Genomic DNA, 16,847 nt, shown 5'->3' with positions numbered 1-16,847 from the left:
CCTGCGTTTCACGCCTCGCATGATTAAATTTTAACCGATAACGCAATTCATATATGAACGTTAAACAAGCCCCAATGCTAGACTAGGCACACAGCTGCGGCTAACACTATTTTTACGTATGGCATGATAAACTATTTACATCAAGAGCAAAACTGGCAATCACAACTCAGTGATCTAATTACTGATCCTTTAGAGCTGTTAAATCTGCTTGAGTTATCTACCGATCAACTATTATCAGGGGCAATCCTCGCCTCTGAACAGTTTAAATTGCGCGTCCCGCGCGCATTCGTCGGAAAAATGAGCGTTGGTGATCCATTCGACCCTCTGCTACTGCAAGTCTTACCACATCATCTAGAACTGGAACAACATCCTGAATTTGTTACCGACCCGCTAGGCGAAGAAGCAGCCAATCAAATGGCTGGGGTTTTACACAAGTATCAATCACGTTTTTTGCTGACCTTAACAGGTGCCTGTGCCATTCACTGTCGCTACTGTTTCCGTCGTCATTTTCCCTATCAGGAGAATCTGCCTAAAAATGACGACTGGATCAATATCAAGCAATATATTGAGCAAAATCCGCAAATCAATGAAGTGATTTTAAGTGGCGGTGATCCGCTGACGCTGAACAACCGAAAAATTTCGTTGTGGCTAGAACGTCTAGCATCTCTCCCTCAGATCAAGATACTGAGAATTCATTCACGAGTTCCGATTGTAATCCCGAATCGTATTGATGAAGAGCTGATTTCTATATTAAAAAACAGTAGGCTACGCATTGTAGTAGTGGTACACTCAAATCACGCAGCTGAACTCGATGATTTCACTTGCTCAAAGTTATTACAGTTATCACTTCACCATATTACCGTGCTCAATCAGGCGGTTTTACTCAAAGGTGTGAATGATGCTGCAGAAACTTTAAATGACTTGAGTCACCGTTTATTTGACGCACGAGTAATGCCCTATTACCTTCATGTTTTAGATAAAGTCAAAGGTGCTCAGCATTTTGATTTAAGATCTTCAGAGATAGATCAAATATACAGTGATGTATTAGCGAGTTTACCCGGATATCTCGTCCCAAAACTCGTCAGGGAAATTGCGGGCGAAAAAAATAAAACACCGCTTTTTGGGGTTCAAACGTTCTGAGATTGATAACACAATGATGAATAATGCTTTTTCGGATATTTTTCAAATTCCAACGGTCTTAAGACGAGACAAACTGAGTTTTTGCGATACCAATTCAAAAAGCCTGAATGAATGGATTTCCAACCTATCCATCATGCAATTAGGCGATACCTCCAAAGCACTGTTTGCTGCTTTATTAGAACTCAGTGAATTAGAATGTTCTGAAACTTTAAGATTCGATTTAATCCAGGTTCTGCACCCAACCATTGAAAATGTTTTGGGAAGTCTGGAAAAGAACTTTTTTAATCAGGGTGTGATCAGCTCTGACCGTAATGAACATATCATCGAATTGGCAATGCTATTACGTTGTTACTTTGCAGCGATTTACATCAATATCGTACGTCGTAGCAATGATCAGCTCGATCAGCAAAAGTTTTCTATTTTCGCACTGAATCAAAAGAAAAATCTGCAAACTGCAAGAACACTTGCCACCTTCCAATCTTTGCAGCAACTCACCCAATTACTCTATCAACAGCATATGTTGTATAGCGAACCTGTTGCAGGACAGTGGTTAATTGCCCATCAGCTCTATGATGCGGCAGTGACACATAAATATCAGCATACCAATTTGGATCAGTCTCAAGGTAAGCCAAGTTCAATTACCAATATTACTCAGGCCTATGCTCAGCTGATTTTGATGGATATTTTTAATACCAATCAAATTCGTCAATCTGAAATACAGGCGCTGTTCCAATGTAGTTTTGACTGGGCCAAAATGGTCCAAATCTTGGCTAAAGAAACTGATTTAACCAAGTATGTTGTAGATACCAGCAAAGACCATCCACCCATTTATAATAAAAAACAAAGCTCTGGCTTTAATCCAAACATTTTTATCAGTACACATAGCCTACTCGATCATGTCACGGCAACCCTACACAAAAATGCGGAATATATTTCAAAGAATGAAAAAATTTATTTAACCCCTGCACTTAAATTCCATGTACAAACTATTTTAGGTACTACTGCAGAACGCCGTCATGAGCGTTATGAATACTCAGCGCAACTGCATATTTGCTTTGGTTTACTGACTGCGCACTTCTATCTCTCTAAAGCCAAGAATTTCGCAGAGACTTTATTGCTAGATCATAGTTATGGTCTACAAAATGAATCAAAATTTATGTCTGCTTGGGACAAAAAAAGCGCCTCTGACAACCAAGAGTCTGCGATTCAACGTTTAAGTCGTGAAAGTAAAGCCGTTTATCAAGCCGATATTCTAGATATTAGTGTCAATGGTTATCGAATTAAATGGTCAGGAGAAGCACCCAAAAATCTAAGAACAGGCGAATATATTTTAGTCAAAGAAACATCACATGGGCATTGGCGTGGAGGCGTAATTCGTTGGCTTAAACAATCAAGCGAAAAAAGTCTGGAACTCGGTTTAGAAGTATTGGCACAAGAGATCTTCCCTTGTGCTGTTCGCATACAGGCTGACCGACATATTAGCAATTATCATCCAACACTTTTATTAAAAAACCAAAATCTGGATGAAACAAAAACAACTTTAATTTTACCAGGTTCACAAATTTTTAGAGAACACCAAGCTGTTCATTTAAGATTGGGGAAAGAGGAAGTCAAAGTGTATTTATTAAACGCACAATTAATTACCCAGAGTTTTGTTCAATTTGAGTTTGAACTGCTAAATGATGAGGAACTTCCGGTTCTTCAAAGATATATGGCACAAAAAAATATGGACACAATTGATCAAGATTTATGGGAAGCATTGAAGTGAGAAATTCTTTACTCTCTAAAAAACTCAAACGGACAGAGACCCGTTTACTGATTATCGATGATAACCAACTTCGTTATAATCAGATTGCAGCGATATTCAATGCACAGGATCATCAAATCAAGGCAACGTTATTAGATGATCTTAAAACATTTGAAAAACAGTTAAATTTACCCTGGGATATTGTGATTTTTGGTCGTGCTTATGACTTAAAAATCGAACAAACCCTATCTTTGATTCAAGCTTCATCACTGCCAAGCTTACCTGTGTTGTTACTGGAACCTGATGACTACAATGCTGATCAATATCAAACCTATATTCATAAAGGCATTTATGATGTTTTGAATCTCAAAGTACCTGAAACGTTCTATATCAGCATGATCCGTGCATTGTCTTATAGTCGTCTGGTTCAAGCTGAACACCGCTTGCTCAATGAGCTTGAAGCAGCACAAACGCAAGCTCAATCCTTAGTGGCCGAGACGCATAAAGCTGTTGCGATTTTACAAGAAGGGATTCATCTCAGTGCCAATACTGAATATGCGAACCTATTTGGATTTGCGAGTGAAGATGAACTGATTGGCTTACCGATCCTAGATGTATTGCAACCAGAAGATTTAGCTCAATTTAAACTGCGCTTTAAAAAGATTTCTCAAGGCCAGTTCGAGCAAGGACGTTTTGAGTTGCGCACTCAAAATCCAACGGTAAAAAATAATCCATTGCACATTGAATTTTTACCATCAGGCAATGAAGAAGAAATTCAACTCAATATTGAGTGTGGATCATCACAAGTAACTGCAGCACCTGCAACTGTCGTTTCATCTGAGAAAGTATCCAATTTAAATAGCGCTTTACAACAGATTAATCGACAGCTGACCAATCATCCAGCCAATGCCAATGCCGTTGTGCTGTTTAGCCTGAGCAGTTGTCCAAATGAGGTTTTTCAAAGTGATTGGCGTAGCACCAAAGCGTATTTTGCCAATATCCAAAACTTTATCAAAGAACAAGTCAGCGTTCCTGTTTATCAAGTCGATAACACTCTCTACGTTGCATTGTTTCAAGCTGAATCCAAGAATGTTTTAAATTCACTGCTGATCGGTTTAAATAGCTTGCAGAAACCACAACTGTTAGCAACCGCTCAACATACCTTCCCTTTGCATCTTAAATTGGGTTATTACGAGCTTGCACAAGCCATTCCGGATGAAGCGGTTTTTGAGCAAGTCCTAAGCAAAGCATTCACTGCGACCTTACCAGTATTCAATAGCCCTAAAATTGATACTGATATTGGTTTAACAACCGAGCACATTCCAACAAAAGTCCAGTTGAGCCTGTTACAAGAGCTTAAACAAAAACTGGATGCAGGTGATATCCATCTTAAATATCAGCAGCTTTATGATAAACAAGATCAGCATACGCATACTTATGAGGTTTCTGGCGGCTTTATCTATAACAATCAATGGCAAGACTTAAGTGATCTGGCTGATCTTAAAGATGATGTTGAATTATCAGTTCAACTAGACCGCTGGATTTTGGTAGAAGCCTGCAAGCAATTGCATAACTTTATTACTCAATATCCGAAGGCTAAACTAATTGTAAACCTCAATCATCACGTGTTATTGAATGATAAAAAATTGCCAGAATTGGTTGCCAAATTACTCACTATTATCGGCAGTAAACAAGCACACCCATTAATTCTGCAATTTTCTGAACAAGCACTGCAACAGAACCTGTCACAAGCACAGCCACAAATTGCCCTGCTGCGTCAGCATGGTGCAGAGGTTTCGATTCGTGGTTTTGGCGATTCACTCTATAGTGACTCGATGCTGCAACAGATTGATGCCCAATATTTAAGTCTACATGGCAAATTGACCAAAATGCTTGCCTCTGAAAAAGACATGGCAAGCTTACAAGAAAAAATCCTGCATTTTATTGGCCAAAAACCAGTGGAAATTTTCTTGATGGAACTGAACGACATGAACTTGTTTGCCAATGCATGGAATGTAGAAGCGCGCTTCTTGCAAGGAAACTACTTCCAGAAAAAGCTTGATCGCCTAACCGATGTACAAGACCAATAAGGTCTTGTACATCACGGTCTATATACATTATCGATAAAAATATAGGCACAAAAAAACGGGCAAAATGCCCGTTTTTTTCTTTCTTGATATTAACGTTTGATAGAACGTGACATACCAGAGAAACGTTGTTTGAATTTGTCGATACGGCCGCCTGTATCCACATTCTTTTGTTTACCAGTATAGAATGGGTGGCAAGCTGAACATACGTCAAGGTAAATCGTTTCTTTACCAAGAGCAGAACGAGTTTCGATTACGTTACCACATGAACAAGTAGCAACTAATTTTTCATATTTAGGGTGAATATCGGCGCGCATAGTCGATGCTCCTATTTAGTAAGAAAGGCTTAAGCTGTTATCGCAATTGATCACTCTCAATTTGAGGAAAGCAAAGTGTTTTCACACTTGCAGATCAACACCACAACAGACCATTTCTTTTGACCCACCGAGACGCTAACGGTCAGAGCAAAGCCAACAAGTGGCGAGCATTATACGCCAAAAAATTTAATTTTGCGAACTATTCCTGATTTGATTTTGACCAATGGTTAGCAATCATGCCACAGACCATCAACTGGATTTGATGAAAAATCATAATCGGCAGCACAATCATCCCTAATGGCTGTCCAATGAACAGAATTTGTGCCATTGGCACTCCGCTCGCCAAGGTTTTCTTGGAGCTACAGAAGAAGATGGTGACTTGATCAGCATGATTAAAGCCCAACCACTTAGGAATATACAAAGCAAGCAGCATCACGATAGTCAATAACACCGAACAGGCCAGCACTAGATACAACAAGGTTAAACCACTGACTTGATGCCACAAACCGGCCACCACCGCACTACTGAATGCCCCATAGACCACCATTAAGATTGATCCCTGATCAAACGCTTTGACGATACTTGGCACTTTAACCATATACGGGAAAACATAAGGTCGAAGTAGTTGACCCAGAATAAAAGGAACCAACAATAACAAAGTGATTTGAACAATTGATTTGGTTGGATCAAAGCCATGTTGACTTTGGCCTAAGATAAAATAACTCACTAAAATCGGGGTAATGAACATCCCGATAATATTAGAAAAGGAAGCACTACAGACTGCAGCAGCTACATTTCCCTTGGCCATCGAGGTAAATGCAATAGAGGATTGTACTGTTGATGGCAAGAAGCACATAAACAGGAAGCCCCAATACAGTTGCTGTCCTAACATTGGTTCCAACACAGGTTTAGCCAGCAACCCGATTGCAGGGAAAATCAAAAAAGTAAAGGCGAAGACTAAAGCGTGCATTTTCCAATGCAGCATCCCCTCAACCACGGCTTCACGTGATAACTTGGCGCCATGTAAAAAGAACAGCACAGCAATCGCGACTGTCGTGAGGATATTAAAATAATGTGCAATCTGCCCCGAGACTGGCAAGAAAGTCGCCAGTGCCACCATTGCAACTAATAATAGTGTAAAGCGGTCCAATGCCAATAGCTTCAACATAACTTATCCTTACCTATTCACTAAAAATTATAAAGCCCAATATGATGTTGTTGACCATTTGATCGACTCATCATACTGGGCTATATAAATAAAGCTAGGGCTTTAGATTAGAAATCTTGGACTCAATAGACCAAAGATTAATTATTACGTGCGTTTTGATCCTGTTGAATCAATTCAACTTTATAACCATCTGGATCTTCAACAAAGGCAATCACTGTAACACCACCTTTCATTGGACCTGCTTCACGTACGACTTTTCCACCACGTGCTTTGATTTCTTCACATGCTTTATAAGCATCATCTACACCAATGGCGATATGACCATAGGCATTACCTAAATCATAGCTGACTGTGTCCCAGTTATGCGTGAGCTCGAGTACAGTATTGTTTTCTTCATCACCATAACCCACAAAAGCCAAGGTAAAACGCCCTTCTTCGTAATCACGTTGGCGTAGCAATTTCATACCAAGTACCTCAGTGTAGAACTTCAAAGATTGTTCTAAATTACCTACTCGTAGCATCGTATGTAACATGCGCATAGTTATTCACCTGTCTGTTGAGTTGTTTGTTTTTCATGATCGCGTAACAGTTTTGCCACCCAGACCACTAAAACTAAAATTGGAATACCAATTAAAGTCGTCATTAAAAAGAAATTCGGATAACCGATATTGCTGACAATCGTTCCTGAATAACCACCCAATAATTTTGGTGTTAAAGTCATTAATGAACTGAAAATCGCATATTGAACTGCGGTAAATGATACGCTGGTTAAACTCGATAAAAAGGCAATAAATGCCGCACCAGCCAAACCTGAGGCTAAATTATCGACAATAATGGCAAAATATAACCATAATGAACTATAGCTTTTAATCACTTTACCAGAAAGCTCGATGCTACCTTGCTGAGCTGGGTCAATTACAGCAATCGGTTGAATATCTACATTTAGATCCGTCTCTGCATGAGATCCTGTATCGACACGATATTGTCGAGTTGCCAACAATTCATTGCCCGTATTGTTGTTTAAATTAGCAAAAGCGGTAATGGTCTTGGTCGGTGATGCTTGCAGAATTTTGCCATCAATCACACCTGTGAATAAGCCATTTTGATCCACTTTCGCTACAAACTCCTGCCCATCTAATGTTAAAACAACAGGACGTTCTGCATTGAGTTGCTCTGCTTTTACCCCAGCTAACTGACCTTTGATTACCAGACTTTGTTTTAACTCTTTCGGTGTGAGTTGATCATCACCACTCATTGGTAGCAGTTGAATCTGGGCGTGTTGGGCATTCACCAAATAAGGAACTTCAAACTGAGTCTTAGAGTCTGCTTGGTTTTGATATTGAGTACTGACCTGAACCGTATTTGCTTTAGCTAAAACTTCATTTGGGACTTGCAACTTCCAATATCCCACCTCGTCGGTCTGCACTTGATAATGCTGATCACCTACTTGAACTTCAACTTGGTCCAGTGGTTTACCAGATTTAACCAGCCCGATAAAGATCAAATTGGTTGAGCTTGCTAATACAGCACCCACAAACATGAGTTTCATAATGTTCATACGCTGGGCAAGCAAACCTCCCAAGAAGCCGCCAACCAAGCTAAATATTACACCGTAAATTTTAACAGCTTCAGCAATCTGTTCCTTACTAAAATTTAGATCTTGATAGAACACATTGGAAATTACCCCTGCAATAATGTCAGAGATCCGGAAGAAACCAATCAAAAGTAATAAAACTAATGCCAGTTTCACCCCATAGCGTTTAAAGAAATCCAGAATGGGTGCGACCCATGTTTCTTTCGCCATTTGCTGATTGACAACACCCATTTTGACCAGCCCAAAACCGATCAATAAGGCAGTTGCGGTTGCAGTTAAAAAGCGCAGCGCTTCTAAACCAAATAATGCAGCTGTGTCTTTAATTGCCGCTGCCTTGGCAATGGCTTCAGTAATGTTACCTGAATAAATATAGCTAACCACAAACGTTGCAACCGCGATAAAAAACACAAACACTAAACGGTAGTAATCTGTGGTTTTATAATGCTTATACACACGATTGACTTGTGGCTCACGCACACATAAGGTGGTGATAATCCCCACCACCATCACTGCGGCCATGGTTAAATAGGTATATTTCCAAGCTTCGTAGATATAATTGCCTTTGGCTGTTCCAAGATACGCTGCCAAAAACAGAGCCCCCGCACCCGCCACGATCATCCCGATACGATAACCAGCATTATAAGTTGAGGCCAAAACCGTTTGCATTTCAGTCTCAGCCAGCTCAATACGGTAAGCGTCAATCACAATATCTTGTGTTGCAGCGGAGAAGCCCAGCAATACTGCACCAAAAGCCATTTGAATTAAATAGCTTCGCCCAAGGGCTGGATCTGAAAAAGCCATGATACAAATTGCACAGATAATCAAACATTGCGCTATCAGCAACCAGGCACGACGACGACCTAAACTCTTGGTTAAAAATGGGACGGGTAATTCATCAATTAATGGCGCCCAAACAAATTTAAAGGAATAACCTAACGCAGCCCAACTAAAAAAAGTGACCGCACTTTTATCAATACCAGCCTCACCTAGCCATAGCGATAAGCTAGAAAAAATCAATAAAATTGGAATCCCCGCAGAGAAACCAAGAAATAACATAATCAGCGCACGGCGATCTAAAAATGCTTTAAATGCCGACGCCCAACCAGAGGCTTGAGTTGTCATTGGTTATTATTTTCCATGAACATTCGCGAATGTGCTTATTCAATCGTTTCTTGCCCTTGCTTGCAAGTTGCTTTATGCAACCATTCTTTTGTTTTGTCGATAAAAAACACAAGTTCGCTTGATCTTTGGGGCTAAAACTGTATACCTTTAATTACTCAACTTTAGTTTATTTGTTGGATAGCAACAGTGACCCAAAAACTCGATCAGATGACTGCAACAACTTTATCTTTAACACCAACAAACACTATCACCGCAAATATAAATTCTTTACCTAGTGCCTTTGAGCAGACGGACATACAAGCAACACTGATTAAAACCGCATTACGTGCCGATCAACTGACACATATTCCAGATCTCGCAGAAATTCCGAGTTCAACCAAACGAATCAAACCGCTCAATAATTTTTTGGGGCAAGACCGAGCGCGCGCTTCTGTTGAAGCAGGGATCTCACTCCCTTACTCAGGCTATAACATTTTTGCTGTCGGTACAGCTGGCCTTGGTAAACGAACAATGATCAAGCGTTTACTCCAGCAACACGCCAAAACCATGCCGACGCCAAACGACTGGGTCTACGTCAATAACTTTAAAAATCCAAGACAACCGATTGCGCTACGCTTCCCTGCGGGACAAGGCAGCAAGTTTCAAAATGCCTTACAACAAGCATGGCAAATCATTTTAAAACAACTCGAACGCCGCTTTAGCGCAGAAAGTTATCACAACCGTATTGAACGTATTCGTCAGGATACTGGCGATGTGCAGCAACAAGCTTTGGTTGAGCTCACCAAAGAAGGTGAAGGACTTGATCTAAAGTTGGTTTCTCGCAATGACAAGCATGTGTTTATTCCCATGCAATTACGTGATGATGAATATCACGAGTTAAGCCCAAATGATCTGAATGCATTACCAACCAAAGAGCGTACAGAAATTAATTCTAATATTCGCTATATGGAGAAAAAACTCGAACGCTTGGGCCTGCATCTAGGCGATTTGGAAGATGATGCCCGCGACCAAGTATCAAGTTTGAATCGTGATATTGCCACTCAAGTGGTCATGCCACGTGTTGAGTCACTATTAAACAAAAACAAAGAGGTGAAAGGCTTAGATTTGTTCCTAAAACACTATGCTGAAGACATTATTGATAATGTTGAGCTGATTTTAGAGCAAGAAGAAGATGACTTCACTCCTGCTTTATTTAACCGTGTACCTTCACGCTATCAGGCCAATGTCATTGTTGCCAATAAACCGAATAGCGGCGCTCCCGTTATTTTCGAAGACTTTCCAACCCATTACAACCTATTGGGTCATGTTGAGCAATTGACACATAACGGCACCATTACCACTGATTTCACATTAATTCGCCCAGGCTCTTTACATCAAGCCAATGGTGGCTTTCTCATGCTGGAAGCAGAACAGTTACTGGAACAGCCTTATGCATGGCAAGGTCTAAAACGTGCTTTAAAATCTGGGCAGCTCAAGCTTTCATCACTGGAACACATGCTAACCTTAACTGGAAGCATTTCTATAGAGCCAGCTTCTGTTCCACTTGATATTAAAGTGGTTTTATTGGCAGAACCTGAAATTTATTATGAAATTTTGGAAGTCGAACCTGAACTGGGCAGCGTCTTTAAAATCCGTGCCGACTTTACCGATACATTACAACGTAATGACAGTAATGAGCAGGCCTATATGCAGCTGATTGCCGATTATGTGCAAGCAGACAAACTCCTGCCTTTTGATCGCTCTGCGCTTGCAGCTTTGTTGACTGATTCAAGTCGTCAGGCTGAAGACCAGAGTTCATTATCGCTGCATGCGTCCACCCTCGGTGATCTCATTCGTGAAGCGCATCATCATGCATTTAAAGCCGATGACAAGATTGTGACTGATCAACATGTCAACCAAGCCTTACATCATCGTCAATATCGCTTAGGCTATTTACGTGAGTTGTATTGGCAGGATCTATCACGTGGTACTCAACTGATTGAGACCTCAGGACACCGACTTGGTCAAATCAATGCCCTCTCTGTCATTCACTATGCCGATGTTGAGTTTGGTCTGCCTTCTCGTCTGACTGCATCTGTGTATCAAGGCGGCGGCGACATTTTGGATATCGAGCGCAGTGTTGAACTTGGTGGCTCCCTGCACGCCAAAGGCGTCTTGCTGATGTCAAGCTTCTTGAAAGCCCATTTTGGTCGTGAGCAAATACTACACTTCTCTGCTGCTTTGGCCTTTGAACAAAGTTATGGACAAGTCGATGGTGACAGCGCTACGGTTGCAGAACTTTCAGCGTTAATCTCTGCGATCTGCCAAATCCCAATTGATCAGTCTTGGGCAATCACTGGCTCGATGAACCAGTTGGGTCAGGTGCAGCCGATTGGCGGCGTCAATGCCAAAATTGAAGGCTTCTACGATGCATGTAAATTACAAGGCTTAACTGGCAAACAAGGGGTCATCATTCCGCGTCAAAACATGCAGCACTTGATGTTACGCCAAGATGTGAGTGACGCCGTGCAAGCAGGTCAATTCCATGTTCATGCGATTGATACCATTGATCAAGCCTTAGAAATCTTAATGGCACGTCCAGTCGGAACACTTGACAAAAAAGGCCGTTATAGCAAGAACTCAATTTATGCAGCAGTAATGGAGCAACTTGAGTATTGGCAAGCGATTGAAGACGGCGAAGCTGTTGAAGATGATGAGCCAAAGAAAAAGAAAAAGCGTAAAAAGACCAAGAAAGATGAGCTTGCAGCAAAAACCTCCGAAGAGACTGCGGTTGAAGCAAAGAGCTTAAAATCCCTCAGCAAAAAGAAACGAAAATAAAGTTAAAGAAAAAGCCATGTTCCTTTCGGAGCATGGCTTTTTTTATTAGGCTACGCCCTGCAAGGAGCGTCCACCAGGAAGTTGAGCAAAGTATTGCTTCAGCGCATCAATACAGCGATGCACTTTCATTGGATACTGCTCACGTTTAGAGGTTAAAGCATGCAAGGTATAGGCTGGTAATTGCCAATCAGGTAAAACTTCAACCAAAGAGCCGTTTACCAATTCTTTTTGAATATCCATATACAGAATACGTGCGACACCATGTCCTTGTTGGCATAGTGATTTTGCGACAAAGACATTATTGGTGCCTAAACGGGATTTCATATCCACATTGACAACTTCACCACTGGTACCATGACGGAATGCAAAATGTTGATAGCCTTGCATTAACGTGATTGGCAGTAATTCATGGTGACGTAAGTCTTCTGGGCGCGTGATCGGCTGAGCTTGATTGAGATAACTGGGTGAAGCAACCAATACCTGATCTACTCGTGCCAAAGGCACAGCAGAAAGTTGATGATCATCAACTTTGAGACTCATACGAATCGCAATATCAATTCGCTCTTCGATCAGATCAATATAACGGTGATCCGCTTCAAAATGAATAGCCAAGCCTTTATGCGCTGACATCCAATGGGAAAGTGCAGGAATGACATGCAATGCACCCAATTCTGGTGTAGTGGCAATACGTAAATCCCCAACCAGATCATCTCTTAATTCATTAATTCGAATCTTGCCACGTTCAGCAGCCGCCAACATTTCTTGGCAACTTAAAAAGAATGCTTGTCCTGCTTCGGTGAGACTGAGTTTTCGTGTTGAGCGATGGAGTAAGGTGACATCCATTTCTTGTTCTAAAGAACGGATTTGTTGACTGACTGCGCTGGTTGTAATTCCCAACTCTCTAGCCGCACCGCTAAACGAGCTTCTTTCCACAACACAGGCGAACACCCCCATTGCACGCAATTGATCTAGCATAGACTTCCCTCTTACCTTAATTTATTAATATGCTTATTGTTCTAATGAAAGCAATCTCATTTCAGTATACAAGGAAGTCTATTTACGCACTAGAGGATTATTAATAAATAATTGAAATATTGTTAATAATCTTAAGGTTAATTTGGTAAAACTGTGACAGGATTCACAGGTTTTCCATCTAAACGGACTTGGAACTCCATCATGACGCGCGAAGCACCAGAAGAACCCATCTCTGCAATTTTTTGTCCAGCCGTTACCGTATCGCCACTCTTCACTAGCATTTTGCTGTTATGCGCATAAGCGGTGATATAGCCATCAATATGTTTAACCAAAACTAGGTTGCCGTACTCTTTTAAGCCATCTGCTGCATAGACCACTTGACCATTCGCTGCGGCAAAAATTGGATCACCCTCATTACCACCGTAACGCGTACCTTTTACATTACTCGCCATATTATAGCTTTGAATAATTGGCCCATTCGACGGCTTCACCCAACGTAAACTTGATGCCAAGGTCGTAGATGGATTCACGGGTACAACTGGAGCAACAGGTCTCGGTACCACAGGCTGTGTTTTTGGAGCAACAGGCTGCTGAGTTGGTAAGTTAATGCTTTGACGTTGAATTGGTGTGGTCTGTGTCATGGCTTGCGTAGAAGTTGTACGCTGTGCCACAGAGCCTTTGAGACGCAAAGACTGATTGACATAAATTCGATACGGCGGCGCAATACCATTCAATGCAGCAACATCTAGATAGTTCAAGCCATAACGGTTTGAAATTGCACTTAAAGTATCACCCGAACGAACGGTGTAATAGTTTGGTGCTTGCACATGGCGAGCCCCACCATTTACTTGCGGTTTAGATGCACAACCTGTCATAACTGCCACTGTCGCAACCGCCATAGACAAAACGATTGTTTTAATCATCTTCTGTGATAGAAAAACCGAGACATGGTTTAAGTGCATCTTCGCCCTCATCGAAAAAAACCTTAATTCATTATTACATTTGCGCCTAAGAGTACCAAAAAAGTGAGAAAAAACGAGCTCTCACATTCTATATTCACAAAGTTATAACATTCATACGCCTAACCATTTACATGAGCATGTAAATTTTCAAGCACCGCATAGTTGGTTGCATCCATCTGAATCGGTGTAATGCTGACATAACCGTTCGAAACCGCAAAGAAATCGGACTGAATATCACTCGATACCGCTTGTGGATCGGTAATCGCCTCTCCTGCCAAACCAATCCAGTACACCTGACGACCACGCGGATCGACATGGCTACTAATCGGTTTAGATTGAGCACGACGCCCCTGATAGGTTACCTGTGCACCCTTAAGCTGTTCAATATCTGGAATGTTAATATTAAAGATATGACGTGGTGGCAATACAGGAAGGCCCTTAGCAATAAAATCATGTACCCATTGTGCAGCAACGGCATAGTGCTGTGGATGTTCATAAGAACGTACATTTGAACCAGCCAATGAGACGGCAATCGCAGGATGCTTCATTAAACGCCCTTCAAAAGCTGCACCCACCGTACCTGAATAGAGCACATCATCGCCAAGATTTGCACCACTATTGATGCCACTCACCACCAGATCAAATTCAAAATCGAATAGCCCGTTCGTGGATAAATAAACACAGTCAGCAGGCGTTCCATTGACTGCCCAAACATCTTCAGAAATTTGTATTGGTCGTAAAGGACGATCTAAAGTCAAAGCACTGGAATAACCACTGCGTTCACTTTCTGGCGCAACCACCACGACACGACCCAAAGGTTTTAATGCTTGCGCTAAAGCTTGTAGCCCAGGTGCAAACACACCATCATCATTTGCTATTAAGATATTCACTAAAATCTATTCTCTATTAGAGGACAACTGATATTTCAGTCATCCCTTACGTTTAGGCCAACATAATTTAAATCTGGCGTGAAACCTAGGCAATGACACAACTTTTGTCAAGTTTCATCATGAGCTTTGAGCCAATTCTAACCGTCGCTGAGCGGTGAACATAGTGCAAATTGATTTCAATTCCCAACAATAATTGAGAACATAAATGCAAGACGATGCTTTGCCAGCAACGTCATAAAAGTGTCAACAGCGTTCAGCTTACTCGACAGTTTTTTCAATTGAATTATTCCTTGAATTATATATATTTAGGTCTTCATAGTATTAGAAATTTATATAGCCATGAGACATTTATCTAATTTTATTCGAATTTTCGGGGTGAGTTTCACACTTTTAGCAGCACCCGTTGTTTTTGCTGATGAAGCGGTTTCAGTAAAAGAAGCAGATGCTTTAATTAAAGATGACATTGCCAATGCCCAAGTGCTTATTGAAATGTGTCCAAACCTGATTGGCAAGAATGCTAAATTTGACCAGAATATCAAAAAGATGGTGGGCTCATATCTCAGCAATTATTCTGATAAAACAGCTTCTTTAGACAGCTTGCAGAACGACGCTGAGTTTAAAACCTTACTAAAAGATGCGCGTGAAGCAGCATCAGAAGTGGATAAAGCAGAGCAAAAATCAGTTTGTGATGAAGTCCTTAACTTTGAAGGTTAATTACTTTTAGAAATCTGATGTGGTTTTAACAATTGAATGAGTTAAAACCACATCACTATTCTAATTAATCAAAAGTATTGATGTTACTCGAATAACCATTACCAAGCATCCGGTTCACGAACCATATGAATAATATTGGCTGGACTGCTAATCCACCCTCCTCGAAATCCCTCTGCTAAGGGTTCAATCGCATCACAACGAATCACGCCTGCGGCTTCCAAATATTCAGCAGCTTCAGGAAAATTATCGGTAAATAATTCAAGCCAAAGCTCAGCTTGACTCATCTCAGGTGCCGCAGCGATCCATAATTTAACAGGTCCAAGTTCAAAACCGATATCAGGCAATTTGTCTGTAATTTGTTTAAGGCCAATCACATCACGATAAAATGCAACGGTGGCTTCGAATTGATGTGGTGGAAGTTTAAGCGCGATATCAACACCGCCTGTGAATTTTGTCTTCATCTTATTACTCCTGTTCTATACAGACTTCTTATTTTCTCTCGCATTTTACTTTGCGAACGCATCCTGCAGTGTTAGCTCTGCCCTCCACGCTCATCCTAATTCGATAAGAGCAACCCACTTCAAACAGCCTACTTTTTATGCAAATCTTTGGCAAGCCTAGATGCCAAGACAAGGCACAGCAAACCTCAATCAGATCATTAGGTTTTATATTCTGTACATCTATCCCCACATTTTCTCCACGCTTCCTACAGCAAACATACATTTTTTAACATGCTTTTATGCTATAAGTTATTCAAATTCTTTAAGTCTTGTTTTTGAGTTTGATTTCTTATGAAGAAAAATGTTTTTAAAACACTAGGTTTATCATTGCTCATCGCTTCGAGCGCTTTAGCTCCTACAGCCTTTGCAGCAGATAAAAAAGCCGCTGAAGCAGAAAAGATTGAAGTCACCCCAACTTCTGATACTGTGACCAAACAAGAACTTGCAGCGATCTATGTACTTTCCGAAATTTGTCCAAGCTTAATCGGCAAAGATTTAAAATTTAATAAAGCCTATGACAATCTCGTCAAAGCTTATTTAAACAACGATGGTAATGCCGTTGAGACCCTCAATAAACGAGTCAAAGGCAAAGACTATCAAGAAGCATTAAAAGAAGCACGTGCAGATGCAAAAGCGGCTTCTGACAATGACAATCGTCAAATTTGCGATGATGTTCGTAATTATTATTCGAAATAATCCGACCAATTAAGCTTCAGGTTACAATACTGTATGAAAAAGCCGACTTCCCCCGTAGAAGTCGGCTTTGCTTTGTCCTAAAATGCTAGGCTCGTCTGCTTCATACAAGATATTGGAA

General features: G+C 40.9%; 14 protein-coding genes. 6 read left to right on the top strand and 8 right to left on the bottom strand.

The window, feature by feature from the left end:
* Window positions 1-123: 123 nt before the first annotated feature.
* From epmB to NDN13_RS01145, 3 genes are read left to right on the top strand one after another with little or no spacing between them, the layout of a single operon-like run.
* On the top strand, window positions 124-1,140 hold the full coding sequence (gene epmB, locus NDN13_RS01155; RefSeq protein WP_251116836.1) for an EF-P beta-lysylation protein EpmB: 1,017 nt from the start codon (window positions 124-126) through the stop codon (window positions 1,138-1,140).
* A gap of 13 nt (window positions 1,141-1,153) precedes the next feature.
* Window positions 1,154-2,908 carry a cyclic-di-GMP receptor FimW-related protein gene (locus tag NDN13_RS01150; protein ID WP_251116835.1) on the top strand — a complete coding sequence of 585 codons (1,755 nt, stop codon included), beginning with the start codon at window positions 1,154-1,156 and terminating at the stop codon, window positions 2,906-2,908.
* Window positions 2,890-4,977 (top strand): EAL domain-containing protein, encoded by a 2,088-nt coding sequence (locus NDN13_RS01145; protein WP_251116834.1) that lies wholly within the window; start codon window positions 2,890-2,892, stop codon window positions 4,975-4,977. The genes NDN13_RS01150 and NDN13_RS01145 overlap by 19 nt, the downstream gene beginning before the upstream one ends.
* An 89-nt stretch (window positions 4,978-5,066) precedes the next feature.
* Here the strand turns inward: NDN13_RS01145 and rpmE are convergent, their stop codons facing one another.
* The 4 genes from rpmE to NDN13_RS01125 all read right to left on the bottom strand — a co-directional run bounded on the left by rpmE (window position 5,067) and on the right by NDN13_RS01125 (window position 9,175).
* Complete coding sequence (rpmE, locus tag NDN13_RS01140; RefSeq protein ID WP_004652835.1) at window positions 5,067-5,291, bottom strand: 50S ribosomal protein L31; 225 nt, start codon at window positions 5,289-5,291, stop codon at window positions 5,067-5,069.
* A gap of 199 nt (window positions 5,292-5,490) precedes the next feature.
* A complete protein-coding gene (locus tag NDN13_RS01135) occupies window positions 5,491-6,459 on the bottom strand; it encodes a bile acid:sodium symporter family protein (RefSeq protein WP_251116833.1) in 969 nt (322 codons plus the stop codon).
* A gap of 137 nt (window positions 6,460-6,596) precedes the next feature.
* On the bottom strand, window positions 6,597-6,998 hold the full coding sequence (gloA, locus tag NDN13_RS01130) for a lactoylglutathione lyase (protein WP_251116832.1): 402 nt from the start codon (window positions 6,996-6,998) through the stop codon (window positions 6,597-6,599).
* 2 nt (window positions 6,999-7,000) lie between these two features.
* On the bottom strand, window positions 7,001-9,175 hold the full coding sequence (locus NDN13_RS01125; protein ID WP_251116831.1) for an AmpG family muropeptide MFS transporter: 2,175 nt from the start codon (window positions 9,173-9,175) through the stop codon (window positions 7,001-7,003).
* A gap of 186 nt (window positions 9,176-9,361) precedes the next feature.
* Between NDN13_RS01125 and NDN13_RS01120 the strand changes: the two genes are divergently transcribed.
* Window positions 9,362-11,992 carry a Lon protease family protein gene (locus tag NDN13_RS01120; RefSeq protein ID WP_251116830.1) on the top strand — a complete coding sequence of 877 codons (2,631 nt, stop codon included), beginning with the start codon at window positions 9,362-9,364 and terminating at the stop codon, window positions 11,990-11,992.
* Between the two features lie 45 nt (window positions 11,993-12,037).
* Here the strand turns inward: NDN13_RS01120 and NDN13_RS01115 are convergent, their stop codons facing one another.
* The 3 genes from NDN13_RS01115 to surE all read right to left on the bottom strand — a co-directional run bounded on the left by NDN13_RS01115 (window position 12,038) and on the right by surE (window position 14,819).
* Window positions 12,038-12,967 (bottom strand): LysR family transcriptional regulator, encoded by a 930-nt coding sequence (locus NDN13_RS01115; RefSeq protein ID WP_251116829.1) that lies wholly within the window; start codon window positions 12,965-12,967, stop codon window positions 12,038-12,040.
* 137 nt (window positions 12,968-13,104) lie between these two features.
* The gene (locus NDN13_RS01110; protein ID WP_251116828.1) at window positions 13,105-13,929 is read right to left on the bottom strand and encodes a peptidoglycan DD-metalloendopeptidase family protein; all 825 of its coding nucleotides are present in this window, start codon (window positions 13,927-13,929) and stop codon (window positions 13,105-13,107) included.
* 119 nt (window positions 13,930-14,048) lie between these two features.
* Window positions 14,049-14,819, bottom strand: coding sequence for a 5'/3'-nucleotidase SurE (gene surE / locus NDN13_RS01105; RefSeq protein WP_251116827.1), 771 nt, complete (start codon window positions 14,817-14,819; stop codon window positions 14,049-14,051).
* 339 nt (window positions 14,820-15,158) lie between these two features.
* On the opposite strand from surE, the gene NDN13_RS01100 reads away from it, so the two are divergent.
* Window positions 15,159-15,533 carry an MCR_0457 family protein gene (locus tag NDN13_RS01100; RefSeq protein WP_251116826.1) on the top strand — a complete coding sequence of 125 codons (375 nt, stop codon included), beginning with the start codon at window positions 15,159-15,161 and terminating at the stop codon, window positions 15,531-15,533.
* A 98-nt stretch (window positions 15,534-15,631) separates the two neighbouring features.
* On the opposite strand, the gene NDN13_RS01095 is transcribed toward NDN13_RS01100, so the two are convergent.
* Window positions 15,632-15,994, bottom strand: coding sequence for a VOC family protein (locus NDN13_RS01095; protein WP_251116825.1), 363 nt, complete (start codon window positions 15,992-15,994; stop codon window positions 15,632-15,634).
* 330 nt (window positions 15,995-16,324) lie between these two features.
* Here NDN13_RS01095 and NDN13_RS01090 point away from each other — a divergent pair, with 330 nt between their 5' ends.
* Complete coding sequence (locus NDN13_RS01090) at window positions 16,325-16,729, top strand: MCR_0457 family protein (protein ID WP_251116824.1); 405 nt, start codon at window positions 16,325-16,327, stop codon at window positions 16,727-16,729.
* Window positions 16,730-16,847: the final 118 nt, after the last annotated feature.

It is taken from the genome of Acinetobacter sp. C32I (assembly GCF_023702715.1).
Classification (GTDB): Bacteria; Pseudomonadota; Gammaproteobacteria; order Pseudomonadales; family Moraxellaceae; genus Acinetobacter.
The sequence above is the reverse complement of the archived record's forward strand: the minus strand, read 5'-3'. Positions and strand labels throughout refer to the sequence as shown.